This window comes from Candidatus Pseudothioglobus sp. Uisw_016, from assembly GCF_048087635.1.
Taxonomy (GTDB): Bacteria; Pseudomonadota; Gammaproteobacteria; order PS1; family Pseudothioglobaceae; genus Pseudothioglobus.
Map to the genome: position 1 here is coordinate 955,274 of NZ_CP159806.1, position 21,122 is coordinate 976,395.

Annotated in this window: 18 protein-coding genes; 14 read left to right on the plus strand and 4 right to left on the minus strand. The window is 34.5% G+C overall.

Translation table 11 applies throughout. The annotated features are described in order from the left end of the window. Nucleotides 1–12: 12 nt before the first annotated feature. The 3 genes from ssb to ABXT69_RS04825 are packed head-to-tail and all read right to left on the minus strand — an operon-like array spanning nt 13 to nt 2,456. Nucleotides 13–483 (minus strand): single-stranded DNA-binding protein, encoded by a 471-nt coding sequence (gene ssb, locus ABXT69_RS04815; RefSeq protein WP_271558616.1) that lies wholly within the window; start codon nt 481–483, stop codon nt 13–15. A 17-nt stretch (nt 484–500) separates the two neighbouring features. Further along, entirely contained in the window at nt 501–1,658 is a 1,158-nt protein-coding gene (locus tag ABXT69_RS04820) for an MFS transporter (protein WP_416677044.1), read from the minus strand. 27 nt (nt 1,659–1,685) lie between these two features. Continuing rightward, complete coding sequence (locus ABXT69_RS04825) at nt 1,686–2,456, minus strand: outer membrane protein assembly factor BamD (protein ID WP_416677045.1); 771 nt, start codon at nt 2,454–2,456, stop codon at nt 1,686–1,688. A 134-nt stretch (nt 2,457–2,590) separates the two neighbouring features. On the opposite strand from ABXT69_RS04825, the gene ABXT69_RS04830 reads away from it, so the two are divergent. The 6 genes from ABXT69_RS04830 to ABXT69_RS04855 all read left to right on the plus strand — a co-directional run bounded on the left by ABXT69_RS04830 (nt 2,591) and on the right by ABXT69_RS04855 (nt 9,108). Further along, nucleotides 2,591–4,696, plus strand: a complete 2,106-nt coding sequence (locus ABXT69_RS04830) for a RelA/SpoT family protein (RefSeq protein WP_416677046.1) — start codon at nt 2,591–2,593, stop codon at nt 4,694–4,696. Nucleotides 4,697–4,773: 77 nt separating this feature from the next. Further along, nucleotides 4,774–4,971, plus strand: a complete 198-nt coding sequence (gene iscX / locus ABXT69_RS04835) for a Fe-S cluster assembly protein IscX (protein WP_416677047.1) — start codon at nt 4,774–4,776, stop codon at nt 4,969–4,971. Then, complete coding sequence (gene tolB / locus ABXT69_RS04840; protein ID WP_416677048.1) at nt 4,968–6,248, plus strand: Tol-Pal system beta propeller repeat protein TolB; 1,281 nt, start codon at nt 4,968–4,970, stop codon at nt 6,246–6,248. Before iscX ends, tolB begins: the two co-directional genes overlap by 4 nt. A gap of 10 nt (nt 6,249–6,258) precedes the next feature. Next, a complete protein-coding gene (locus ABXT69_RS04845) occupies nt 6,259–7,107 on the plus strand; it encodes an OmpA family protein (RefSeq protein ID WP_416677049.1) in 849 nt (282 codons plus the stop codon). 92 nt (nt 7,108–7,199) lie between these two features. After that, a complete protein-coding gene (locus tag ABXT69_RS04850; protein WP_416677050.1) occupies nt 7,200–7,811 on the plus strand; it encodes a tetratricopeptide repeat protein in 612 nt (203 codons plus the stop codon). A gap of 4 nt (nt 7,812–7,815) precedes the next feature. After that, the gene (locus tag ABXT69_RS04855) at nt 7,816–9,108 is read left to right on the plus strand and encodes an aminodeoxychorismate synthase component I (RefSeq protein WP_416677051.1); all 1,293 of its coding nucleotides are present in this window, start codon (nt 7,816–7,818) and stop codon (nt 9,106–9,108) included. A 4-nt stretch (nt 9,109–9,112) separates the two neighbouring features. On the opposite strand, the gene ABXT69_RS04860 is transcribed toward ABXT69_RS04855, so the two are convergent. Next, entirely contained in the window at nt 9,113–10,987 is a 1,875-nt protein-coding gene (locus ABXT69_RS04860; protein ID WP_416677052.1) for an NAD+ synthase, read from the minus strand. A gap of 438 nt (nt 10,988–11,425) precedes the next feature. Between ABXT69_RS04860 and ABXT69_RS04865 the strand changes: the two genes are divergently transcribed. The 8 genes from ABXT69_RS04865 to nrdB all read left to right on the plus strand — a co-directional run bounded on the left by ABXT69_RS04865 (nt 11,426) and on the right by nrdB (nt 21,121). Further along, a complete protein-coding gene (locus tag ABXT69_RS04865) occupies nt 11,426–12,433 on the plus strand; it encodes an amino acid ABC transporter substrate-binding protein (RefSeq protein WP_271558607.1) in 1,008 nt (335 codons plus the stop codon). Between the two features lie 125 nt (nt 12,434–12,558). Further along, nucleotides 12,559–13,779, plus strand: a complete 1,221-nt coding sequence (locus ABXT69_RS04870; RefSeq protein WP_271558606.1) for an ABC transporter permease subunit — start codon at nt 12,559–12,561, stop codon at nt 13,777–13,779. Between the two features lie 2 nt (nt 13,780–13,781). Beyond that, complete coding sequence (locus ABXT69_RS04875) at nt 13,782–14,930, plus strand: amino acid ABC transporter permease (RefSeq protein ID WP_271558605.1); 1,149 nt, start codon at nt 13,782–13,784, stop codon at nt 14,928–14,930. 14 nt (nt 14,931–14,944) lie between these two features. Continuing rightward, a complete protein-coding gene (locus ABXT69_RS04880; protein WP_416677053.1) occupies nt 14,945–15,694 on the plus strand; it encodes an amino acid ABC transporter ATP-binding protein in 750 nt (249 codons plus the stop codon). A gap of 130 nt (nt 15,695–15,824) precedes the next feature. Further along, nucleotides 15,825–16,223, plus strand: coding sequence for a Fic family protein (locus ABXT69_RS04885; RefSeq protein WP_416677054.1), 399 nt, complete (start codon nt 15,825–15,827; stop codon nt 16,221–16,223). Between the two features lie 391 nt (nt 16,224–16,614). Beyond that, nucleotides 16,615–17,484, plus strand: coding sequence for a DMT family transporter (locus tag ABXT69_RS04890; protein ID WP_416679556.1), 870 nt, complete (start codon nt 16,615–16,617; stop codon nt 17,482–17,484). Nucleotides 17,485–17,659: 175 nt separating this feature from the next. Next, complete coding sequence (gene nrdA, locus ABXT69_RS04895) at nt 17,660–19,975, plus strand: class 1a ribonucleoside-diphosphate reductase subunit alpha (protein ID WP_416677055.1); 2,316 nt, start codon at nt 17,660–17,662, stop codon at nt 19,973–19,975. A 9-nt stretch (nt 19,976–19,984) separates the two neighbouring features. Then, nucleotides 19,985–21,121, plus strand: coding sequence for a class Ia ribonucleoside-diphosphate reductase subunit beta (gene nrdB, locus ABXT69_RS04900; protein ID WP_416650764.1), 1,137 nt, complete (start codon nt 19,985–19,987; stop codon nt 21,119–21,121). The last annotated feature ends 1 nt before the right edge of the window (nt 21,122 follow it).

Here is a 21,122-nt window from a genome sequence, read left to right on the forward strand (position 1 = left end):
CTTAGGACAACTCTAAAAAGGAATATCATCCTCAAATTCATCTTGAGCAACCGGAGTAATGCTTGGCGCTTGTTGAGCATTTTGAGCAGGCTGCGGGGTTGATTGAGGTTGTGATTGCATTGGAGAGTTGGAGTCATCACGGCGATCAAGCATCTGTAAGGTTCCACTAAATCCACTTATTACAACTTCTGTTGTATAGCGATCCTGCCCACTTTGATCTTGCCATTTTCTAGTTTGTAATTTGCCCTCAACATAAACCTTAGAACCTTTATCTAAATACTGGCCAGCTATTTCAGCAACTTTTCCAAACAAACTAACACGGTGCCATTCAGTTCTTTCTTGTTTTTGGCCTGTATTTTTATCAGTCCAAGACTCACTAGTTGCGACTGATAAGTTACTTATTGCGTTTCCATTTGAAGCGTATTTAATCTCAGGTTTTGCGCCTAGATTACCAACCAATATTACTTTATTTATTCCGGCCATGCTAATATTTACTCCTGTTAAGTTTTAGTTTTAAGTGGTGAAAAAAGAACCATAAACCACCAGATAATTGCTACAAATATGGTGAATAAGAATACACTATTTAAATCGTAAATGTCATAAATCAAACCCCCAATTGCACCGCCAATAAACGTCCCTAAAAACTGTGATGTTGAAAAAATACCCATTGCAAGCCCCCTCTTATTGGTGCTCGCAGTTTTAGACAACAAAGAAGGTAAAATTGCCTCAACAGTATTAAAAGCAACGAAAAAGATAGTTAAAGTAACAAGAAAAATTAAGAAATTTAAATTTGAAATATAAAAAATAATTTGACTAACAATTAGTAGAAAAATACTAAGTAATAATATATATTTTGTTTTTTTAAATTTCTCTGAAATAATTATTAGAGGAATCATTCCAATAAATGAAAGTAATACTGCTGGAAGGTAAAGCTGCCAGTTATCAATCATACTAACAATTTGGTTTTCCATAATAAGAAGTGGCATCACTATAAAGCCACTTGCAAGAATCAAATGTAATGAAAATACACTGAAATCTAAAGTAATTAACTCTTTACTTAAAGTCTCTTTTAAGGCTCCAAAAGATAATCGATAATAATTGAGTGGTCTGGAGTGCTCAAGAGAAAATACTATTAGCATAGCAATAATTGACAATAGACCAATAACCCAAAATAACCCTGAAAGCCCAATCCTTGAGGTAATTAATGGCCCAATAATTAATGAAAGCATAAAAGCCATACCAATTTGAAAGCCAACAAAAGCATTTGCCTTTGCTCGATTATCCTCAGATATGGAGTCAGCTAAAAATGCCATTAAGACAGCTGATATTGCTCCACCACCTTGCAAAGCTCTTCCAATAACTACGAATATCATATTAGAGGTATTTGCTGCAACAACACTTCCTAGCAAAAAAATTAAAAGCCCTATGATTAGGATAGGTTTTCTTCCAAATCGATCAGAAAGATAGCCAAAAGGTATTTGAAGAAGAGCTTGAGTAAGTCCATAAATCCCAATCGCCATTCCAATCAAGAAGGGGGTCGAGCTATCATAATCAACTGCATAAACACTCATGACCGGAAAAAGCATGAATAAACCTAGCATTCGAACAGACATAATTAACGAGACTTTTAAAGCAAATAGCCGTTCAACTGAGTTCATAAGTACAAATATTATTATGTTTTGACGCTAATCAATTGAATAGTTTTTAGAATAATTAGGATAACTAGAAGATAAAACCACTCTTATGTCACTTGCCAACTTTGAAGCATTTATTTGATCATAATTGTAAGCCATTAGATCAAGACCATCAGGAATAGAAGAGCTATTTGGATAATTCTCAATAATAAATTTTGACCGGTTTATTGCTGCAATATGTGAGCCAATCTTTGTGTAATATATAGCCACATAGAACTCATGCCTTGCCAAAGTATTCCTGAGGCCAAGAAGTTTTCTACTCGCCTCTTCTGAGTATTTTGAATCAGGAAAAGTGTTAATTAAATCCATATAATAACTATAAGCATCACGAATACTATCGACATCTCTTTGGGCGCTATCAGTGACTAACTTATCAAGTATTGAGCTTGACTTAGCTTGAGCAACAACCCCTTTAAGATAATAAGCATAGGGAGTAGATCGAAGCTTAGGGAATTTTTCAATAAACTGATTCAACTCAAGTATTGATAAATTATACTTTTTTTGTTTATATAAATTGTATGCAATGTCTAAACGAGCCTGAATAGCGTACTTAGATCCTGGATAAGACTCAAGAATAATTTTATATTGCTTTATACCTTGTCCTATTGATCCAGCATTAATTTTGTCTTCAGCTTGCTCGTAGAGCATTTTAGAGGAAAGTCCATTAGCAACCAGATTTTTTGTTTCTTTGCTCCCTCCAAATGGGGAACAGCCTGTAATTATAAAAACAGACGTAAATAGAAGAATTAAAGACTTATTCATTATGAGTGTTTAGTAGGTTTAATTAATCCATAAATTATACTTATGAGTTTTTTAGTTGGAAACCTTTATATAAAGAACTTCTTCTTAATAGTAAGGTGCTTATAATTGTATGAATATTATTAATAATCATATTCATGGCAACAACCCTTTTTCAAAAGCATACTAAAATTGATGACTTATGCTTAGTTTTAAATAGCTACTTATCTCATAAAGAAGTTGAATCAGTGAAGCTTGCATACAAAGTTGCAAGCAAAGCTCATGATGGTCAATTTAGAAAGTCAGGCGAGCCATATATTCACCATCCACTTTCTGTTGCCTTGATACTTGCAGACTTAAAGCTTGATTATTACTGTGTTGTTGCAGCAATTCTCCATGACTGCATCGAAGACACTTCGGTAACCAAAAAGGATGTTCAAATCCAATTTGGGGAGCAAGTGGCACATATTGTTGAAGGGGTATCAAAGCTGACTAGCTTAGAATTCACTTCAAGCTCACAAAAACAAGCTGAGAACTTTCAAAAATTAATATTAGCTATGTCTAAGGATATGAGAGTTATGATCATTAAATTGGCTGACAGACTTCACAATATGCGTACTTTGGATTCAATGAGTGACGAAAAAAAAATACAAAAAGCAAAAGAAACTTTGGAGCTTCATGCTCCAATTGCAAGGCGACTTGGTCTTCATAGTATAAGGGTAGAGCTAGATGATTTATGCTTTAAAACCCTGCACCCAAGAAAGTACTTGATAATTAAAAAGAAAATTAGCAAGCAGTATGGAAATCAAAAGAAAACAATAAACCTAATTAAAGCTGAAATTGAAAATAGGCTAAAGTTTGAGGGAATTAACGCAACTATAGAAGGACGTCAAAAACAACCTTCAAGCGTCTACAATAAAATGAAATTCAAATTAAGAAAATTTTCAGAAGTTCTTGATATGCACGCCTTTAGAATAGTTGTCGAAAATACAAATACTTGCTATCAGGCATTAGGTCATATACATAGTCTTTATAAACCTATTCCGCTTAAATTTAAGGATTATATTTCAGCCCCAAAACCGAATGGTTATCAGTCTATTCACACTGTTGTACTTGGTCCTAGAAAAATGTTTATTGAAGTTCAAATTAGATCTCAAGAGATGGAGTTCATATCTGAGTATGGGATCGCCGCACACTGGCACTATAAAAATACGGATAAGCCGACTGATAAATTAGCTCGAAATTGGATTGGATCTTTACTAGATATTCAGCAAAACACTGACTCGTCAGCTGACTTCCTAGAGAATACAAAGGCTGATTTATTTTTTGATGAGGTATTTGTGTTTACTCCAGCTGGCAAGATAATTCAGCTTCCTATTAGAGCAACAGTACTTGATTTTGCATACGCTGTTCACACTAACATTGGAAAAAGATCTCAAAAGGCTACTATTAATGGAACGGAAGCAGAGCTTTCAACTGTGCTTAAATCTGGTCAGACGGTGGAAATAATTACAAGTCGGTTTGTGAAGCCCAAGCCAAGCTGGCTTGACTTTGTTGTAACCTCAAAAGCCAAAACTGCAATAAAGGCTAATCTTAAAGACAACTCAAAGACAGAGCTAGCAAGACTTGGAAAACTTTTGATTTCTGATGCGCTTAATTATCAAAAAATTAAAATTAATGATGTGCCAAAAGATAAATGGGATAAATGCCTTAAGGATCTCAATTGTTTTGATTTTCAAGACTTATATATAAAAGTAGGATTGTCTGAAATATTTGTTGCTGTAGTTATCAATAACCTCCTTCAGGATATTAACAACGAAACAATTAATACAATATCTATAAATAAAACAAAAGGAATGGCAATAAACTTTGCACACTGCTGCTATCCAATTCCTGGAGATGAAGTTACAGGTGTTTTAACGACGCAAAAAGGCCTAGTTATGCACCGCTCAATCTGCTCAAATCTAGAGCATATTAAAGAAAAAAATGCACAATGGATGGAAATTGAATGGAACTCGGATGAAGATGAAGTCTTTGAAGTTGCAATAAGTGCTCTAGTTGAAAATAGAAGTGGTCGTTTAGCCGCTATTGCAAACACCATAGCGAACTTAGGCGTTAATATTGAAAATATTGAACAGCAAGAAAGCCAGCATTCCACAAGGCTATTTCACATTACTGTCATAATTAAAAACATCATTCAACTAAATGACGTACTTGAGCAACTTAATAAACTTCCTCACCTTGTTTCTGCTGAAAGAGTTTAATATTTATTAAAATGTTCAAAGTAAGCAATCGAATTGATTAAAATTACATCTTTATTAATTATTAATGCTATTACATAATGCTTTGCTGGACTGACTCACTTGAAATAGCTATTTCACTGGAAGAAACCTCTCCTGATACAGACCCTAAAACCATTAACTTTGTTGATTTACGTCAACTTGTTATGGATCTTGAGGATTTTGAAGAAGGACAAAGCAAGTGTGGTGAAAGGGTTCTTGAGGCCATACAAATGAACTGGATTGAGGAGAAAGAGTGAAATATCTAAAGCTTATTTTATTATTCAACCTATTATTGTCATTTTCAGCTAACGCACTTTTAGAGGTGAATATTTTAAAATCTAAAGAGGCTGCTTTTCCTATTGTTATTGCTCCTTTTGAAATAATTGGTGACTCAAAAGAAAATGTAGATATTGCTAAAATTATTAGAGATAATTTAAATAGATCAGGTCAATTTAGTGCATTAAGTACTGATGCATTGGTAACAAATCAAATTGATTTTAACTTTTGGAAAGAACATAAAAAAGATGCAGTTGTTTTTGGAAAAGTTGAGCAAATAAGCCCAAAGGTTTACAACATTTATATTTATATTTATGATGTCTTTTCTGAAAAAAGCTTATACCAAAAAAAGATTACTGTCAGTAACTCTGGCTTTAGAAGAATGGCTCATTTCCTAAGTGATAAGATTTATTATGTACTTCTTGGACAAAAAGGCTCTTTTAATACTAGGCTGTCATATGTTACTGTGACTGATAATAATAGTGGTGGTCGAACATACAGGCTTCAAATATCCGACTCTGATGGAGAAAACCCTCAAACAATTGTTAGACAATCAAACCCAATTTTATCTCCAGCCTGGTCAAAAGATCAACAAAAACTTGCTTATGTCTCTTTTAAAAATAATAGGTCTGAAGTTTTTGTGATGACTCCGTTTTTAAAAACAATTCCAATTAAGTTGCCAAAATTTGATGGTATTGCATCCTCGCCTACTTTCCACCCAAGCGGAGATAGTATTGCACTAACAATTTCCAAACAAGGAAATAAAGATATATATTTATATAACTTTAAATCAAAGAGCCTTAAGAGGCTAACTAAAAACATATCAATTGATACAGAAGCTAGTTTTTCACCTGATGGTAATAGTATTGCGTTTACTTCTAACAGGACAGGCCAAGTTCAAGTTTATATAAAAGATCTTAATTCTGGCAAAATATCTCGAGCTACTTTTGAAGGTCGATACAATGCAAAACCAGTTTTTTCGCCTGATGGCAAAGATTTGGCACTCATTCACAGAGTTGATAAAGACTACAGGGTCGCCTTATTGGACATCAAATCTAGAGACTTAACGGTAATGACTCGAAATAAATCAGATGAATCTCCTTACTTTTCTCCAAACGGTGGAATGATTATTTTTTCAACTAACAGAGACAACAAGGGAATTTTGTCTATAATTTCACTACACAACAATCAAATTGTTGAATTAATGCAAAAAACCGGCGAAGTAAGGGAACCTACTTGGTCAAATTATTCAAACTAAGGAAAAAAAAATGTCAAAAAAAATTCTACTTTTATCAAGTGTTATCTTTTTAAGTTCTTGTGGTGCTAATAGTATTTCTGAACTGGGCGATAAGTTTCTTGATTTAATTAACCCTAGTGATGCTGCAACTGAGCAAGCAGATCTTGGAGGTGATGCAACCCTAGTTGCTATGGATGAAGATGGTGGATTTACAATTGATGAACTTGAACAATTATCTAATGATGAATTAATTGCAATTGCTAAAGAGAAGGGATTGGGAGATCTTATAGTTCTTGATGCAGATGGTAATCTTCAAAATAGAGATCAAATCATAAATGCCATTGTTGAAAGTGGAGACTTGCTTGACGGAAAGACGGCAGAACTTGAATCACTGTCTGATGATGCACTTATCGAAATGATCAACTCTAAAGGTATGGGTGACTTGATTGTTCTTGATGCGGATGGTAATTTAGCTAATAGAGATGAGCTTATTCAGGCGTTAATGGATGATGCAGCAGCGATGTTAGCAATTATTGAAAATTTTAAAAATTCTAGTGACTCTTTTATTCTGTATTTTGATTATGACGATACTGAGATAGATGAAGAATCTACAAGAAAGATTATTGAGCATGCTAACTTTATGCAAGACAATCCTTCACTAAGCTTAAGATTAGAAGGGCATGCAGATGAGCGTGGAACCCGTGAATATAACCTAGCACTTGGTGAAAATCGTGCCTTAAGCGTAAAAGAGGTCTTAAGCCTTTACAACCTTGATGACAGAATTTTAGTTGTAAGCTATGGTGAAGAGTCTCCAATTCTAGTTGGAAGCAATGAAATGGCGTGGGAAGAGAACCGAAGAGTAGAATTCTCTTACTACTAGAGGTAAAGTTTTCTCAAATCTTTTTTTAAGTAAATAGTTTTTGTCGCTTGATGAAAAAGAATATTCTTATATTTATACTTTTCATAAACCCTATGTTATTTCAGCATGGGGTTTATGCTAACGAAGGCCTTGATTTAGACCTCGCAATCTTAAAAATCAACAAAGAAGTTAAATCCCTAAATAATGAAATCCTTTCATTAAAAGATGAGATTGAACTGATTAAAGAAGAGCAAAGAATTAGCTCTGCCAAGATTGCAGAACTTCGTCAAATTATTGAACTAAATCTCTCAAATACTAAACAAGAGAAAAAATCAACTAAAAAAATTCAGTCTAACAGTGCTGAAAAGCTTTATTCAGATGGGAAAAATGAATTTCTTCTTGGGAATTATGAGAAAGCAATTACTCTACTTATAAGCTTTGCAAAAAACTCTCCTAATTCATCAAATCTAAAAAATTCAAAGTTGTGGCTTGGAAGAGCTTATTTTGAAAGTGAGAAATATTTAAAAGCAAAAGATTCATTTTTAGATTATCAGTCTAATAATCAAGAACACTTAAAATTTGCTGACTCAATGTTTGAATTGGCAAGGGTCTTGGATAAGCTAAATGAAGTAAGTGCGGCTAAGTTGTTATTAATAGATATGATTAAGCAATATCCTGTTCACCCTTTGATTGATAAGGCAAATCAATTACTTTTAGACCTTTAATTTAGTGGAAATATTAGAAATACAAAAAGTAGATTTAACTTCTTTTTGTTATCTCAATAAAGGCCGCTACCCTTTCTTACTTGAAAGCGTTAACCACAACGAAAACAACAGGTACTCAATATTGTTTGCCTTTCCTGGTGAAAATATTGTTCTTAAGGATTTTTCTGACTTTGATTTTTTAAAAGAACTTCAAGACAAAAGTAAATCAACTATGTTAGATTCTGACCTCCCCTTTATTGGAGGATGGTTTGTTTATCTCTCATATGAGCTGATAGGCCAGATTGAGTCAACTTTAGCCTCTAAATTGCATAAATCAAAACTACCAATAGCTTATGCAGTTCAAGTGCCATCAGCAATAATTGTAGACCACAAACTAGACAAAACTTTCATTATTGATCAAGATAATAACCAATCCCGTATTAATTCAATATTATCTGATATTAAGCGCCTTGATAAAACTCCAACACAAAGAATTAAAGGCAGTCAATCTGAAGAGGTTGAAAGTAAATTTATTGATGGCGTTAAAAGTAGCTTAGATTATATTGTTGCAGGGGATGTTTTTCAGGTTAACCTGTCAAGAAAATGGCAATATCAACTAACAGAAATTACAGATTCAGCAATAATCTATAATGCTCTAAAAAAGGCTAATCCAGCGCCTTTTTCTGCTCTAATTCAATATGAAAATTTCAGCATAATCTCCTCTTCTCCAGAAAGGCTTTTTAGTGTAAATGATAAAACTCTTGAGACAAGACCTATTGCAGGAACTCATCCCAGGGGAAAGGGTGATTTAGATAAAACTCAAAAAGATAACCTAATAAATCACCCTAAAGAAATTGCTGAGCATGTAATGCTTCTTGATTTAGAGAGAAATGACATGGGAAGGGTATGCGAGTATGGCAGCGTTTTTGTTAACGAAATAATGACTCTAGAGACCTATCCATTTGTACATCATATTGTCTCTAATATAAAAGGAAAACTTCGTGATAATATTGGCATTAAAGGGATTGTTAGAGCTCTATTTCCAGGAGGAACTATTACAGGGTGTCCAAAAGTGCGCTGCATGGAGATCATTAATGAACTAGAGCAGATGCCGAGAGAGGCCTATACAGGATCAGTTGGGTATATAAGTCAAAACGGCAAGATGGATTTCAACATCCTTATTCGTAGCTTCATCCAAGAAGGAGATGCTTTAAGTTTTAGAGCAGGAGCTGGAATAGTATATGACTCAATACCTGAAAAAGAATTAGCTGAAACAAAACACAAGGTAGCAGGACTTTTAAAGGTTTTTGAGAATTAGAAAATTAAGGCTTAAACTTTGATGTCATTGGATATCTTCTTTCTTTACCAAATGCATTGCCACTTATCTTAGGCCCAGGAGCAGATTGACGCCTCTTGTATTCGTTTCTAAGGATCATAGAAGTAACCTTATTAACAACCTCAAGACTATGCCCTTGCTCAGTAATTTGAGCTACAGAATGCTTTAATTCAACAAATCTCTTTAAAATATCGTCTAAAACGTCATAAGAAGGAAGCGTATCTTGATCAACTTGATTAGGCGCAAGCTCAGCAGAAGGCGGTCTTGTTATAACACGCTCAGGAATAACTGGAGAAATTGTGTTTCTATATCTAGAAAGCTTATATACCATTGTTTTGGGAATATCTTTAAGTGGAGCAAAGCCGCCACACATATCACCATATAAGGTCGCATAGCCAACTGCCATCTCTGATTTATTGCCCGTTGCAAGAACAATTTTATGATATTTGTTTGAAAGCGCCATTAGAAGCGTACCTCGAACACGAGATTGAATGTTTTCTTCAGTCGAATCTGGAGAAGTATTTTCAAAAAAATCATTGAGAGAAAAATTAAATGAATCGACCATTGAGTGAATATCAATATTTGAAAACTGCACTCCCTGGGTTTGTGCCTGTAGTTCAGAGTCCTGAAGACTCATATCAGAAGTGAATTGGTAGGGCATCATAACTGCATGAACATTCTCAGGACCAATAGCATCAGCAGCAACTGCAAGAGTTAAAGCTGAATCGATACCACCAGAGAGGCCAATTAAGGCTCCTCCAAAGGAGTTTTTATGAATATAGTCTCTTGTTGCTAAAACAAGTGCAGAGTATATTGATTCCTCCTCACTTAAAACTGAAAGTAGATAATTAGTGCTGTTATGAAGTAAAGACGCCTCTGTAAATGCTGGCAACTGAAGAGTAACCTCTCCAATATTATTAATAACAAAAGAGTTGCCATCAAAAACAACCTCATCTTGGCCTCCAACCATATTGACATAGATAAATGAAAGATCAAACTTCACCGCATAACGTTTGCAAATATCTATACGCTCATTTTGTTTGTTTAATTGAAAGGGCGATGCATTAAGAGATACCACAATATCAACATTAGATTGACATAACCTATCAATTGGACCATCAATCCATTGATCTTCACAAATTAAAACGCCAACTTTAGTTTGCTGACATTCAAATACAAATGACTCATCACCAGAGGCAAAGTAACGCTTCTCATCAAAAACGCCATAGTTTGGTAATTCTTGTTTATTATAAATATGGATAACTCGATTGTTTTGAATACAAAAAGCGCTATTAAAAAGAGACTCATTTAACTGACTTGGCGCTCCAAATAAAATAGTTATTGCAGAAGGAACTAGATTGCATAAATTACTGATTTCATCATTAACTTGATTAATAAATCCATCTCTAAGCAAAAGATCTTCTGGAGGGTAACCAGTAATAGCTAACTCTGGAAAAACAATTAAGTGTGCTCCAATTTCATGAGCCTCATTAATCAAATCTAACATTCTCAGGGCGTTAGCCTTAATATCTCCAACAATAGGGTTAAATTGAGCGATTTGGATTTTTATTGACTCTGATTCAGAAAATATCTTATTAAGCTGTTCCTGCCAAAATATAGCCTTCAAATTATTTCCAGTATTTATTGCATGTTCATACTTAGTATTTGCAACCACTTCAGATGGATCTAATTCAAGGATATTAGCAAATAACCAGGCGTGCGTCTCACTTAGAGCGGCCTTACCAGAGCTATATTTACTAAGGTTAGATTGATTTATATCATACTCCTTAGCAATTTTATAATCAGAAAAACCAGTTTTCTCCCGCACTAAAGCAAGGTATTCAGTTGTTTTTTTATTCACTATGATTCGTTAGTTAAAGTATATATTAGTTATTTTATACCACTACAGTTATAAAATACCTATAGTTGATAAATAAAGGAAGAAAAAACACATGTATTTATTAACTAATACCTACTCAAGCTATTGTTTTATATACATAAATTAATAATTATAAATTTAGTATTCTTAAATAATGACTATTAACATATAGCTAAATCCATCAAGAAAAAAACCTTAAGATGAACTATTAAAGTTGAATTAAATTCACGAATTTATTACTAATATTTCTATATTAAATCCCACAATATTTTTGAAAATACCGCTATTTCATTAGCCTTAGAGGCGTAAATTGATTTTAAAAATAACTAGCATTTTGATGCTAAGTAGTGATAAAATTTCTCTAGTCCTCGCGCAATTGTGATGGATTGTTATACTTTGAAACTCATTAAGGAGATATATATGAAACAATTACTAAAATTGACTGCTGCTTCGTTGTTAGTTGTTGGTGCACTTGGTGTACAAGCTTCTACATTAAGCGACGTTCAAGCTAAAGGCCACGTTTCTTGTGGCGTATCTAAAGGTCTTGCAGGATTCTCTTCAGCTGACTCTTCAGGTACTTGGACAGGTGTTGACGTTGATGTTTGTCGTGCTGTTGCTGCTGCAACGCTTGGCGACGCAACTAAAGTTAAATTTGTACCACTAACTGCTAAAGAAAGATTCACTGCACTTCAGTCTGGTGAGATCGATATGTTGTCTAGAAACACTACTTGGACAATTACTCGTGACGCTTCACTAGGTCTTAACTTTGCCGGTGTTAACTACTATGATGGACAAGGCTTTATGGTTAAGTCTTCTCTAGGTGTTTCCAGTGCTATGGAATTAGGTGGAGCTGCGATTTGTATTCAAGCAGGCACAACTACTGAATTAAACTTAGCTGACTGGGGTAAAGCAAACGGTATCGATTACAACTCTGTTGTTTCAGACACGAATGCTCAAACTCTAAGTAACTATGACGCTGGTCGTTGTGACGTTCTAACAACTGACGCATCTGGATTATATTCAATGCGTGCTGGTGCGAACGATCCTTCTGAGCACGTTGTACTTCCAGAAATCATTTCTAAAGAGCCTTTAGGCCCTGTTGTTCGTCAAGGTGACGACCAGTGGTTTAACATCGTAAGATGGTCTCTTAACGCTATGATCACTGCTGAAGAGATTGGTGTTACTAGTGCTACTGTTGATATGGTTTCTAACAACCCTGAGCGTGAGCGCTTAATGGGTCGTTCTGGAAGCACTCATGAGTACGTTGGTTTGACTTCAGACTGGACTTACCAGATCATTAAGCAAGTAGGTAACTACTCTGAAAGCTTTGAGCGCAACATTGGTGTAAATACTCCAATTGGTATTGCTCGTGGTGTTAATGCACTATGGTCACAAGGTGGTATCCTTTATTCACCTCCATTTAGATAAGCAATTATCTAGATTGAACTTAAACCAGCCTGCTATACTTTAGCAGGCTGGTTTTTTTTTACTTTTTTTATCAATTCAAAGCTCATTTTTTAGTAAAATTTCTTAACAAATATTTATTACATAATATGAAAAAACTTATCCTCGACTCCCTTGGTAAATCTAAACACAGAGGATCAAACTTCCGTGATTTACTTTATAACAATGAGGTAAGAGCTTTTTTCTTCCAGGTAATTACATTTGTTTTAGTAGTAGGACTCTTTTATACGGCAATAGGAAACCTCTTTGACAATATTGAAGCAAGGGGAATACAAACAGGATTTTCTTTTCTTAATAATAGGGCGGGCTTTGATATCTTGCCTTTCCTTGGCAATATTGTCGTTGACTACACTCCAGAATCTTCAAATTTAACTGTTTTTTATGTAGGACTTGTAAATACCCTAGTTGTTGCATTTATTGGCATAATTCTATCTACACTAATTGGACTGTTAATTGGTATTGCAAGGCTCTCTAATAACTATCTAATTGCAAAACTTGCGGGGGGCTATATTGAGCTCTTTAGAAATATACCCATTCTGCTACAAATTCTTTTTTGGTACAACCTATTTATTAATGTTTTCCCTCACCCTAAACAAAGCTTGGCATTTTTTGATATTGCCTTCCTTAATCAGCGAGGCTTATACCTTCCAAAACCAATTGCTGAGGATGGTTTTATATTTGTTGCCATAGCATTCATTATTGGAATCATTGCTGCTTATTTTATTAAGAAATTTTTTAAGAAGAAACATGAGCTTACAGGAACACATACCAGCACCTGGATGTATTCACTTGGTTTAATAGTTGGCTTACCAGTAATGGTTTATTTTTTAGTTGGCTCACCACTTCAATTTGATTATGCAGTTCTAGGGAAATTTAATCTGAAAGGCGGCATGGCTGTTGTTCCAGAATTTTTAGCATTAACTTTTGCATTGAGTGTCTACACCGCAACTTATATTGCTGAAGCAATAAGATCCGGAATCGAGGCAGTTGACAAAGGCCAAAAAGAAGCTGCTGCTGCAATAGGCTTATCGCCAGTTCAGTCTCTTAAGCTGATTGTTTTGCCACAAGCATTAAGAGTGGCAATTCCACCCACCATCAATCAATACCTAAATTTAACAAAGAACTCTTCATTAGCCACAGTAATTGGCTATCCAGAATTAATGAGTACATTTGGAGGCACCGTCCTAAACCAGGTTGGTCAAGCAGTTGAAATTTTAGCTATGGCGATGTTAGTTTATCTAGTAATCTCACTGTTTATTTCTTTATTGCTTAATTATGTCAATAAAAAAATGGAAATACAAGGAAGATAATTATGTCGGTATTTGATCAACAATCAACCAGGAAGCCACCAATTTCTCAAATTGGGGCAGTTTTATGGCTTAGGACAAACCTTTTTTCATCTTGGATTAATAGTGCCCTTACACTTGCCTCACTCTATTTGCTATACATCATGATTCCTCCCTTACTGGATTGGATGATATTTAATGCGAGCTTTAGCTTTGGCACTGTAAATCTTTTTGGTTTTGATATCAAGTTTAGTGAAGCCATGGCAACAAATCAGAACTGTGGTCGTGAAGGTGCATGCTGGCCTTATATCTATGAAAAACTATATATGTACACCTATGGCTTCTATCCTCGCACAGAGACATGGAGGCCTAATATTGTATTTGGATTAACAGCGCTTCTTTTTGTTATCGTGCCATTGGTAAAGCACTATAAACATAAGAATAGAGTTACGTTATCACTAATTATTCTATACCCACTAGTTTCTTACGTGTTAATTGCAGGTGGCTTTGGGATTCTAATGCCAGTTTCAACTGACCAATGGGGTGGACTCTTGCTAACTCTTATTATTGCATCAGTTGGTATTATTGTTTCATTTCCAATAGGCGTGCTACTTGCACTTGGAAGGCAGTCAAACCTTAAAGTAATTAAGTTATTTTCCACGCTATTTATTGAGTTTATAAGAGCAGTTCCTTTAATCACAATCCTCTTCATGGCCTCATTTGTACTCCCACTATTCTTAGAGTCAGGAAATTATTTTGACAAGCTCTTAAGGGCCCTTATAGGCATTGCGCTATTCCAAGCTGCATATTTTGCAGAGGTTGTCAGAGGTGGGCTGCAAGCAATCCCAAGAGGGCAGTATGAAGCGGCTGATGCAATTGGACTAAGTTACTTCCAAAAAAATGTATTAATTATCTTGCCACAAGCACTAAAAATTTCTATTCCTAATATAGTAGGATCTTCAATATCACTATTTAAAGATACGACATTAGTTCTTATAATAGGGCTATTTGATATGTTAGCAATGGTTAACCTAACAAGTAATGATCCTTATTGGCTTGGAAGGGAAACTGAAGGCTTTGTCTTCGTTACAATTGTTATGTGGGCTATACTATATACCATGTCTCGCTATTCAAGAAAACTAGAGTTACGCTTCAATACTGAAAATACAAATTAAAAAGGCTAATAAAGATGAGCACTGATAAAAAAAACATAATAGAAATATCAAAATTAAATAAGTGGTATGGTGACTTCCATGCACTAAAAAATATTGATTTAAATGTAAAAGAAGGTGAAATAATAGTGGTATGTGGCCCATCAGGTAGTGGTAAGTCAACACTAATAAGATGTGTTAACTTTCTTGAAAAGTTTCAAGAAGGAAGCATCCTGGTCTCAGGCACTGAACTAACAGATGATGCACAAAAAATTAGAAAAATTAGAAGTGAAGTGGCAATGGTATTTCAGCACTTCAATCTATTCCCACACTTAACAATCGTAGATAACTTAACACTTGCGCCAATATGGGTACACAATGAAACAAAGCAAGAGGCGAGAGATAAAGCGCTTAAATTACTAGATAGAGTAGGAATAAGGGACCAAGCTGAGAAGTATCCAAATCAACTTAGTGGTGGACAGCAACAGCGTGTTGCTATTGCAAGGTCTTTATGCACTTCGCCAAAAATAATGCTATTTGATGAGCCAACATCGGCTCTGGATCCTGAGATGATCTCTGAAGTCTTAGACGTAATGGTTGAACTAGCTAAAGAGGGTATTACTATGATCTGTGTAACCCATGAAATGGGCTTTGCACGCAAAGTTGCAGATAGAATTATTTTTATGGATGATGGTCAAATAGTCGAAGAAAACAATCCTGAGAACTTCTTTAACCATGCAGAATCTGATAGATTACAGCTATTTTTAGATCAAATATTGACTCATTAATATTAGACACTAAAGGGTCAATTAACAGTTTTTATGAGTCCTAATTAAGAATAAAGCAACATGTGCGCAACCTTCTAGTTATATAATTCGACTAAGAAGACTATTAATTAAATAACTTACTAATTGATAAATGTTTGGTTTCCTAAAAAAAGAACAATTGCCCGAGACTCCAGAAATCACGCAATCTGCAGACTGGACCAAGGACATAAAGAGAAGTAAAAAAATTGGTGAGGAGGTTGAGCAATTATCTTTTTTATACAGCCCTGAAAGCAATAATGAGGATAAAGGGACTAAGAAGGGACTAAGTAGGGACCATCTTCAAATTCTAAAAAAATGTAAATTAGAAAACAGCGCTTTAGAGTTGATGAAGATTTTAAAAAGGTCAAATAAGTCAAAGTTTAAAACAGCAATCATTAATCCGCTTCTTGATCAAAACTTCCTAGAGCTAACAATTCCAGATAGCCCTAAAAGTCCAAGTCAAAAATACAGGCTTACAGGTAAGTTTGTTAAGAAAAGAATAAAGGAATAATAGGTTTTCAACCTTTTCGGTAGTTTTGTTACTTAATTTACTATACTTTTACCCCCTACTCCCATATCTTCTATAATTTAGACTTTCACTATTTTTCTAGACAAGTTATTGTATAAGTAATAGATATGCGGTATATGGGCAAATTTCGAGTCCATTATATAACTCATTGATTTTTATATGTTTAGTCAAGTATTTGCCGTTATTTAGTCATTTTTGCTAGCTTTAACCCCTATTAACTTCGTATAATTTATATTATGTTAAATAAATTATCTGCAACTAATATTAAACATAAATTACCCTAAATAGAGTTACTGTGGATAATAACAGTCTTAGTCCCCCTGCTATTTCAGGTTTTTTTCACTTTTTTTTTCTTGGTCCCTTTATCTTCGATATGTCTGTAAATAAAAGAAATTATTCGCTTTTAGGATTACTCGTGCTTATGTGGGGATCATCATTTCTTTTAATTGATCGCTCACTATTATTTTTTTCTCCTGAGCAAGTCGTCGGCTATAGATTATTTATTGGTGCGATTACTATGATGTTAGTTGCCTTCTTTTATGGAAAGAAATTTCCGAAATCTATTACGCCTTGGCTTCATTTTATTGTTTATGCTGTAATTGGTAATATTTTGCCTTATCTTCTAATTGCTACGGGACAAGTAACAATTACTTCTGGGATGGCTGGATTGTTGATGGCTATTATGCCGTTAGTTACACTTGTTCTTGCGCATTTCTTTCTACCTAATGATAAACTAAATAGATATAAGGCATTTGGATTTGTTATTGGGATATCTGGTGTGTTATTTATATTAAGTCCTTCACTTAGAGATGGTTCTAATACGTTGATTGGAATCTTACTAGTATTATCTGCTGCATGTGCTTATGGAGTTAATACTATAATTGCTTCTCGGTTGCCCTCTTATGACCCTATTGTATCCAGTGCATGTGTATTATTAATTGCTAGCACGCTCTCATTTTTCATATGGCCAGGCGTATTTTTTATTGATTTTTCTGGCGTTCCATTATTGAGTGGTGCCAGTCTTATTCTTCTTGGAATACTACCCACTGGTCTTGCAGCTCTCGTTTATTTCATTATTATCAACTCTGCTGGTGCAACATTTCTTTCTAATATTAATTATTTAATCCCTGTTGTTGCTTTTTTCCTTGGAGCATTGCTACTTGGTGAAGATATTCTTTTAAGTAATATATTGGCGTTAGTTCTAATTATCTCTGGAATTTTTGTATCAAGATTTAAATCTTAATATTTTATTTTTTTTGATTATTTTATAGCGTAATTTCTCCTTTTTTTTCAATTGCTTAGCTCTTTTTTATCCTCAATCTATTTAATAATCTTATATCTATATTATTTATATTCTATATTTAGTGTATATTTATATCCGTAGGCACTAAATGTAGTGCATCTTTCAGGAGTAGGGTTTGAGTCAAGAAATACAGGCTGTAAAAGACAATGCAGTCGATCAAGAAATATTAGTTACTAAAAGAGACGGCTCAAAAGAGTCAATTGACCTTGATAAAATCCACCGTGTTGTTCATTGGGCATCTCAAGACCTCAATAATATTTCTGTTTCGCAAGTTGAAATTAATGCGCAATTAGCTTTTTTTGATGGTATCCGCACTGAAGATATCCATGAAACAATTATTAAATCTGCAGCAGACTTAATCTCTACTGATGTTCCTGATTATCAATATCTAGCTGCTCGATTAGCAATTTTTCATTTGAGAAAAAAGGCTTACAAATCTTTTACACCCCCCTCTTTAATTGATCATGTAACAAAACTGACTAAATTAGGTATATACGATAAAGATATTCTTGATAAATATAACGCATCTGAATTTGAAGAGTTTAATAATTATATTGATCACTGGCGTGATATGAAGTTTTCTTATGCTGCTGTTAAGCAATTAGAAGGTAAATATTTAGTTCAAAATCGAGTGACTGGTGATATTCATGAATCACCGCAAATGTTATACATGCTCGTTGGAATGTGCTTATTCCAAGAGTATAAAGGCAAAGCAAGAATTGATATTGTAAAGCGCTTTTATGATGCCTCATCTAACTTTAAAATTTCCCTTCCTACGCCGATTATGGCTGGTGTTAGAACTCCAACGCGTCAATTTTCATCTTGCGTTTTAATTGAAACTGATGATGATTTAGACTCAATTAGTGCTGCATCTGGTGCAATTGTTAAGTACGTTTCACAGCGTGCTGGAATTGGAATAAATGCTGGAAAAATTAGAGCTATTGGAAGTCCAATTAGAGGTGGGGAAGCAACTCATACTGGATGTATACCTTTCTTTAAACACTTCCATACTGCTGTTAAATCCTGTTCCCAAGGTGGTGTTAGAGGTGGTGCCGCAACGTTATTTTATCCACTATGGCACCTTGAAGTTGAAAGCCTATTAGTGCTTAAAAATAACACTGGTACCGATGAAAACAGAATTAGGCATCTTGATTATGGTGTTCAATTTAATGGATTAATGTATGAGCGCTTTTTAAAAGACTCTGATATCACACTATTCTCACCAAATGATGTTCCTGGCTTATATGACTCTTTTTTTGCTGATCAGAAAAAATTTAAAAAACTGTATGAGAAATACGAGAGTGATGACTCAATCCGAAAGGAGACCATTAAAGCGCGTGACTTATTTGCAATGTTCATGAAAGAAAGGGCAAATACTGGTCGCATTTACCTTCAAAATGTTGATCATTGTAATACTCATGGTGCTTTTAACCCAGAGTATGCCCCAATCAGACAATCGAACCTTTGTATGGAGATCACGCTTCCAACGAAGCCCCTGTTTTCAGTCCAAGATGAAAAAGGTGAAGTTGCACTTTGTACTCTTTCTGCAGTTAATCTAGGCGCGTTAGATAGCCTTGATGAGCTTGAAGACATTACTGAAATTATTGTCCGCTCTTTAGATTCGTTACTAGATTATCAGGACTATCCTCTCAAATCAGCTGAGATTGCTAGTAACAACCGACGTACACTTGGTATTGGAGTAACAAACTTAGCGTATTACTTAGCTAAAAATGATGCCAAATATTCAGATGGTTCTGGAAATGACTTAATTCATAGGACCTTTGAAGCACTACAATACTACTCTTTAAAAGCTTCAAACAAGCTTGCAGAAGAACTTGGTCCCTGCCCTCTTTTTTCTGAAACTCAATACGCAAAAGGCATAATGCCCATTGATAGTTACAAAAAAGATATTGATGCATTTTGCTCCACAAATCTAGAGTTAGATTGGGATACACTTAGAAAAAATATTAAATCTAAAGGCCTAAGAAACTCAACTCTAACAGCATTAATGCCTTGTGAAAGTTCATCTCAAATCTCGAATTCAACGAATGGAATTGAGCCTCCTAGAGGCTTTATATCGGTAAAACAATCAAAAGATGGAATATTAAAACAAGTTGTTCCTGAATATGAAAAACTTCATAAAAAATATGAGCTTCTTTGGGACATAAAGGATAACGAAGGTTATCTTCAGTTATGCGCGATTATGCAAAAATTCGTGGATCAATCAATCTCAACAAATACTCATTATGACCCTTCTCAATTCGAAGGCAGTAGGGTTCCTATGAAGTTATTTTTAATGGACTTACTTAAAGCTTATAAGTATGGAATTAAAACGCTTTATTATCATACGACAAGAGATGGCTCTGGTGATGACCAAAATAATACTAAACAGGGAGATGATGATTGTGAAGATGGTGTTTGCAAACTCTAAAATATAATTATGTCTTATAGTATCTTTAATCAAGAAATAAATGACACCTTAAAAGAGCCAATGTTCTTTGGGGATTCTGTTAATGTTGCCCGATTTGATCAACAAAAATTTGAAATATTTGAAAAGCTAACTGAAAAACAACTTTCTTTCTTTTGGCGTCCTGAAGAAATAGATGTTTCAAAGGATAAAATTGACTTTAGTAAGTTGTTGCCCAATGAAAAACACATTTTTATTTCCAATCTTCAGTACCAAATCTTGCTAGATTCGGTTCAAGGACGCTCACCTAACATAGCCTTCTTGCCAATTGTTTCACTGCCTGAACTAGAGAATTGGATTGAAACCTGGGCATTCTCTGAAACAATTCATTCTCGCTCTTATACCCATATTATTAGAGCAATTATGAATGAACCTGGTGTTGTTTTTGATGAAATAATGAAGACAGACGAAATTATCCAGAGAGCAACTAGTGTCTCTAAGTACTATGACAAATTAATTAAGCATACTCAAGCCTATTTGCTTCATGGTGAGGGTGAACACTTAATTAATGGTGAGTCAATTAATATCAACTTATACTCACTCAAACGCCTAGTTTATTTAACTATTATGTCAGTTAATATTTTAGAAGCGATTCGTTTTTATGTAAGTTTTGCATGCTCTTTTGCTTTTGCAGAAAGAAAGGTAATGGAGGGTAATGCAAAAATTATTAAACTAATTGCCCGCGATGAAGCGCTTCATCTTACTGGAACTCAGCATATGTTAAATTTAATGCGTGATGGTAAGGATGATCCAGATATGCAAGCAATTGCTATTGAGTGCGAAGCAGAAGTCATTGAGATGTTTAAAGATGGTGCAAACCAAGAAAAAGAATGGGCAGAATATTTATTTCGTGACGGGTCAATGATTGGTCTTAATGCTGAAATTCTTAAACAATATCTTGAATATATTACTAATAATCGTATGGCAGCATTAAATATGCAGCCTATCTTTGAGCAAACAACGAACCCCCTTCCATGGCTCAACCATTGGTTAGATTCAGACAATGTTCAAGTTGCTCCTCAAGAAACTGAAATTACTTCATATTTGGTTAGTGCTATTGATAATACAATTGATGCAGAAGATCAAGATTTTGATGATTTTAAGCTCTAAA

What these genes read in the sequence shown, in the direction of transcription:
- ABXT69_RS04890 (WP_416679556.1), top strand. Translation starts at nt 16,615, where the DNA reads ATGTCTGTAAATAAAAGAAATTATTCGCTTTTAGGATTACTCGTGCTT.
- ABXT69_RS04845 (WP_416677049.1), top strand. Translation starts at nt 6,259, where the DNA reads ATGTCAAAAAAAATTCTACTTTTATCAAGTGTTATCTTTTTAAGTTCT.
- ABXT69_RS04870 (WP_271558606.1), top strand. Translation starts at nt 12,559, where the DNA reads ATGAAAAAACTTATCCTCGACTCCCTTGGTAAATCTAAACACAGAGGA.
- ssb (WP_271558616.1), bottom strand. Translation starts at nt 483, where the DNA reads ATGGCCGGAATAAATAAAGTAATATTGGTTGGTAATCTAGGCGCAAAA.
- ABXT69_RS04885 (WP_416677054.1), top strand. Translation starts at nt 15,825, where the DNA reads ATGTTTGGTTTCCTAAAAAAAGAACAATTGCCCGAGACTCCAGAAATC.
- ABXT69_RS04865 (WP_271558607.1), top strand. Translation starts at nt 11,426, where the DNA reads ATGAAACAATTACTAAAATTGACTGCTGCTTCGTTGTTAGTTGTTGGT.
- ABXT69_RS04830 (WP_416677046.1), top strand. Translation starts at nt 2,591, where the DNA reads ATGGCAACAACCCTTTTTCAAAAGCATACTAAAATTGATGACTTATGC.
- ABXT69_RS04825 (WP_416677045.1), bottom strand. Translation starts at nt 2,456, where the DNA reads ATGAATAAGTCTTTAATTCTTCTATTTACGTCTGTTTTTATAATTACA.
- iscX (WP_416677047.1), top strand. Translation starts at nt 4,774, where the DNA reads ATGCTTTGCTGGACTGACTCACTTGAAATAGCTATTTCACTGGAAGAA.
- ABXT69_RS04820 (WP_416677044.1), bottom strand. Translation starts at nt 1,658, where the DNA reads ATGAACTCAGTTGAACGGCTATTTGCTTTAAAAGTCTCGTTAATTATG.
- nrdB (WP_416650764.1), top strand. Translation starts at nt 19,985, where the DNA reads ATGTCTTATAGTATCTTTAATCAAGAAATAAATGACACCTTAAAAGAG.
- ABXT69_RS04850 (WP_416677050.1), top strand. Translation starts at nt 7,200, where the DNA reads ATGTTATTTCAGCATGGGGTTTATGCTAACGAAGGCCTTGATTTAGAC.
- ABXT69_RS04875 (WP_271558605.1), top strand. Translation starts at nt 13,782, where the DNA reads ATGTCGGTATTTGATCAACAATCAACCAGGAAGCCACCAATTTCTCAA.
- ABXT69_RS04880 (WP_416677053.1), top strand. Translation starts at nt 14,945, where the DNA reads ATGAGCACTGATAAAAAAAACATAATAGAAATATCAAAATTAAATAAG.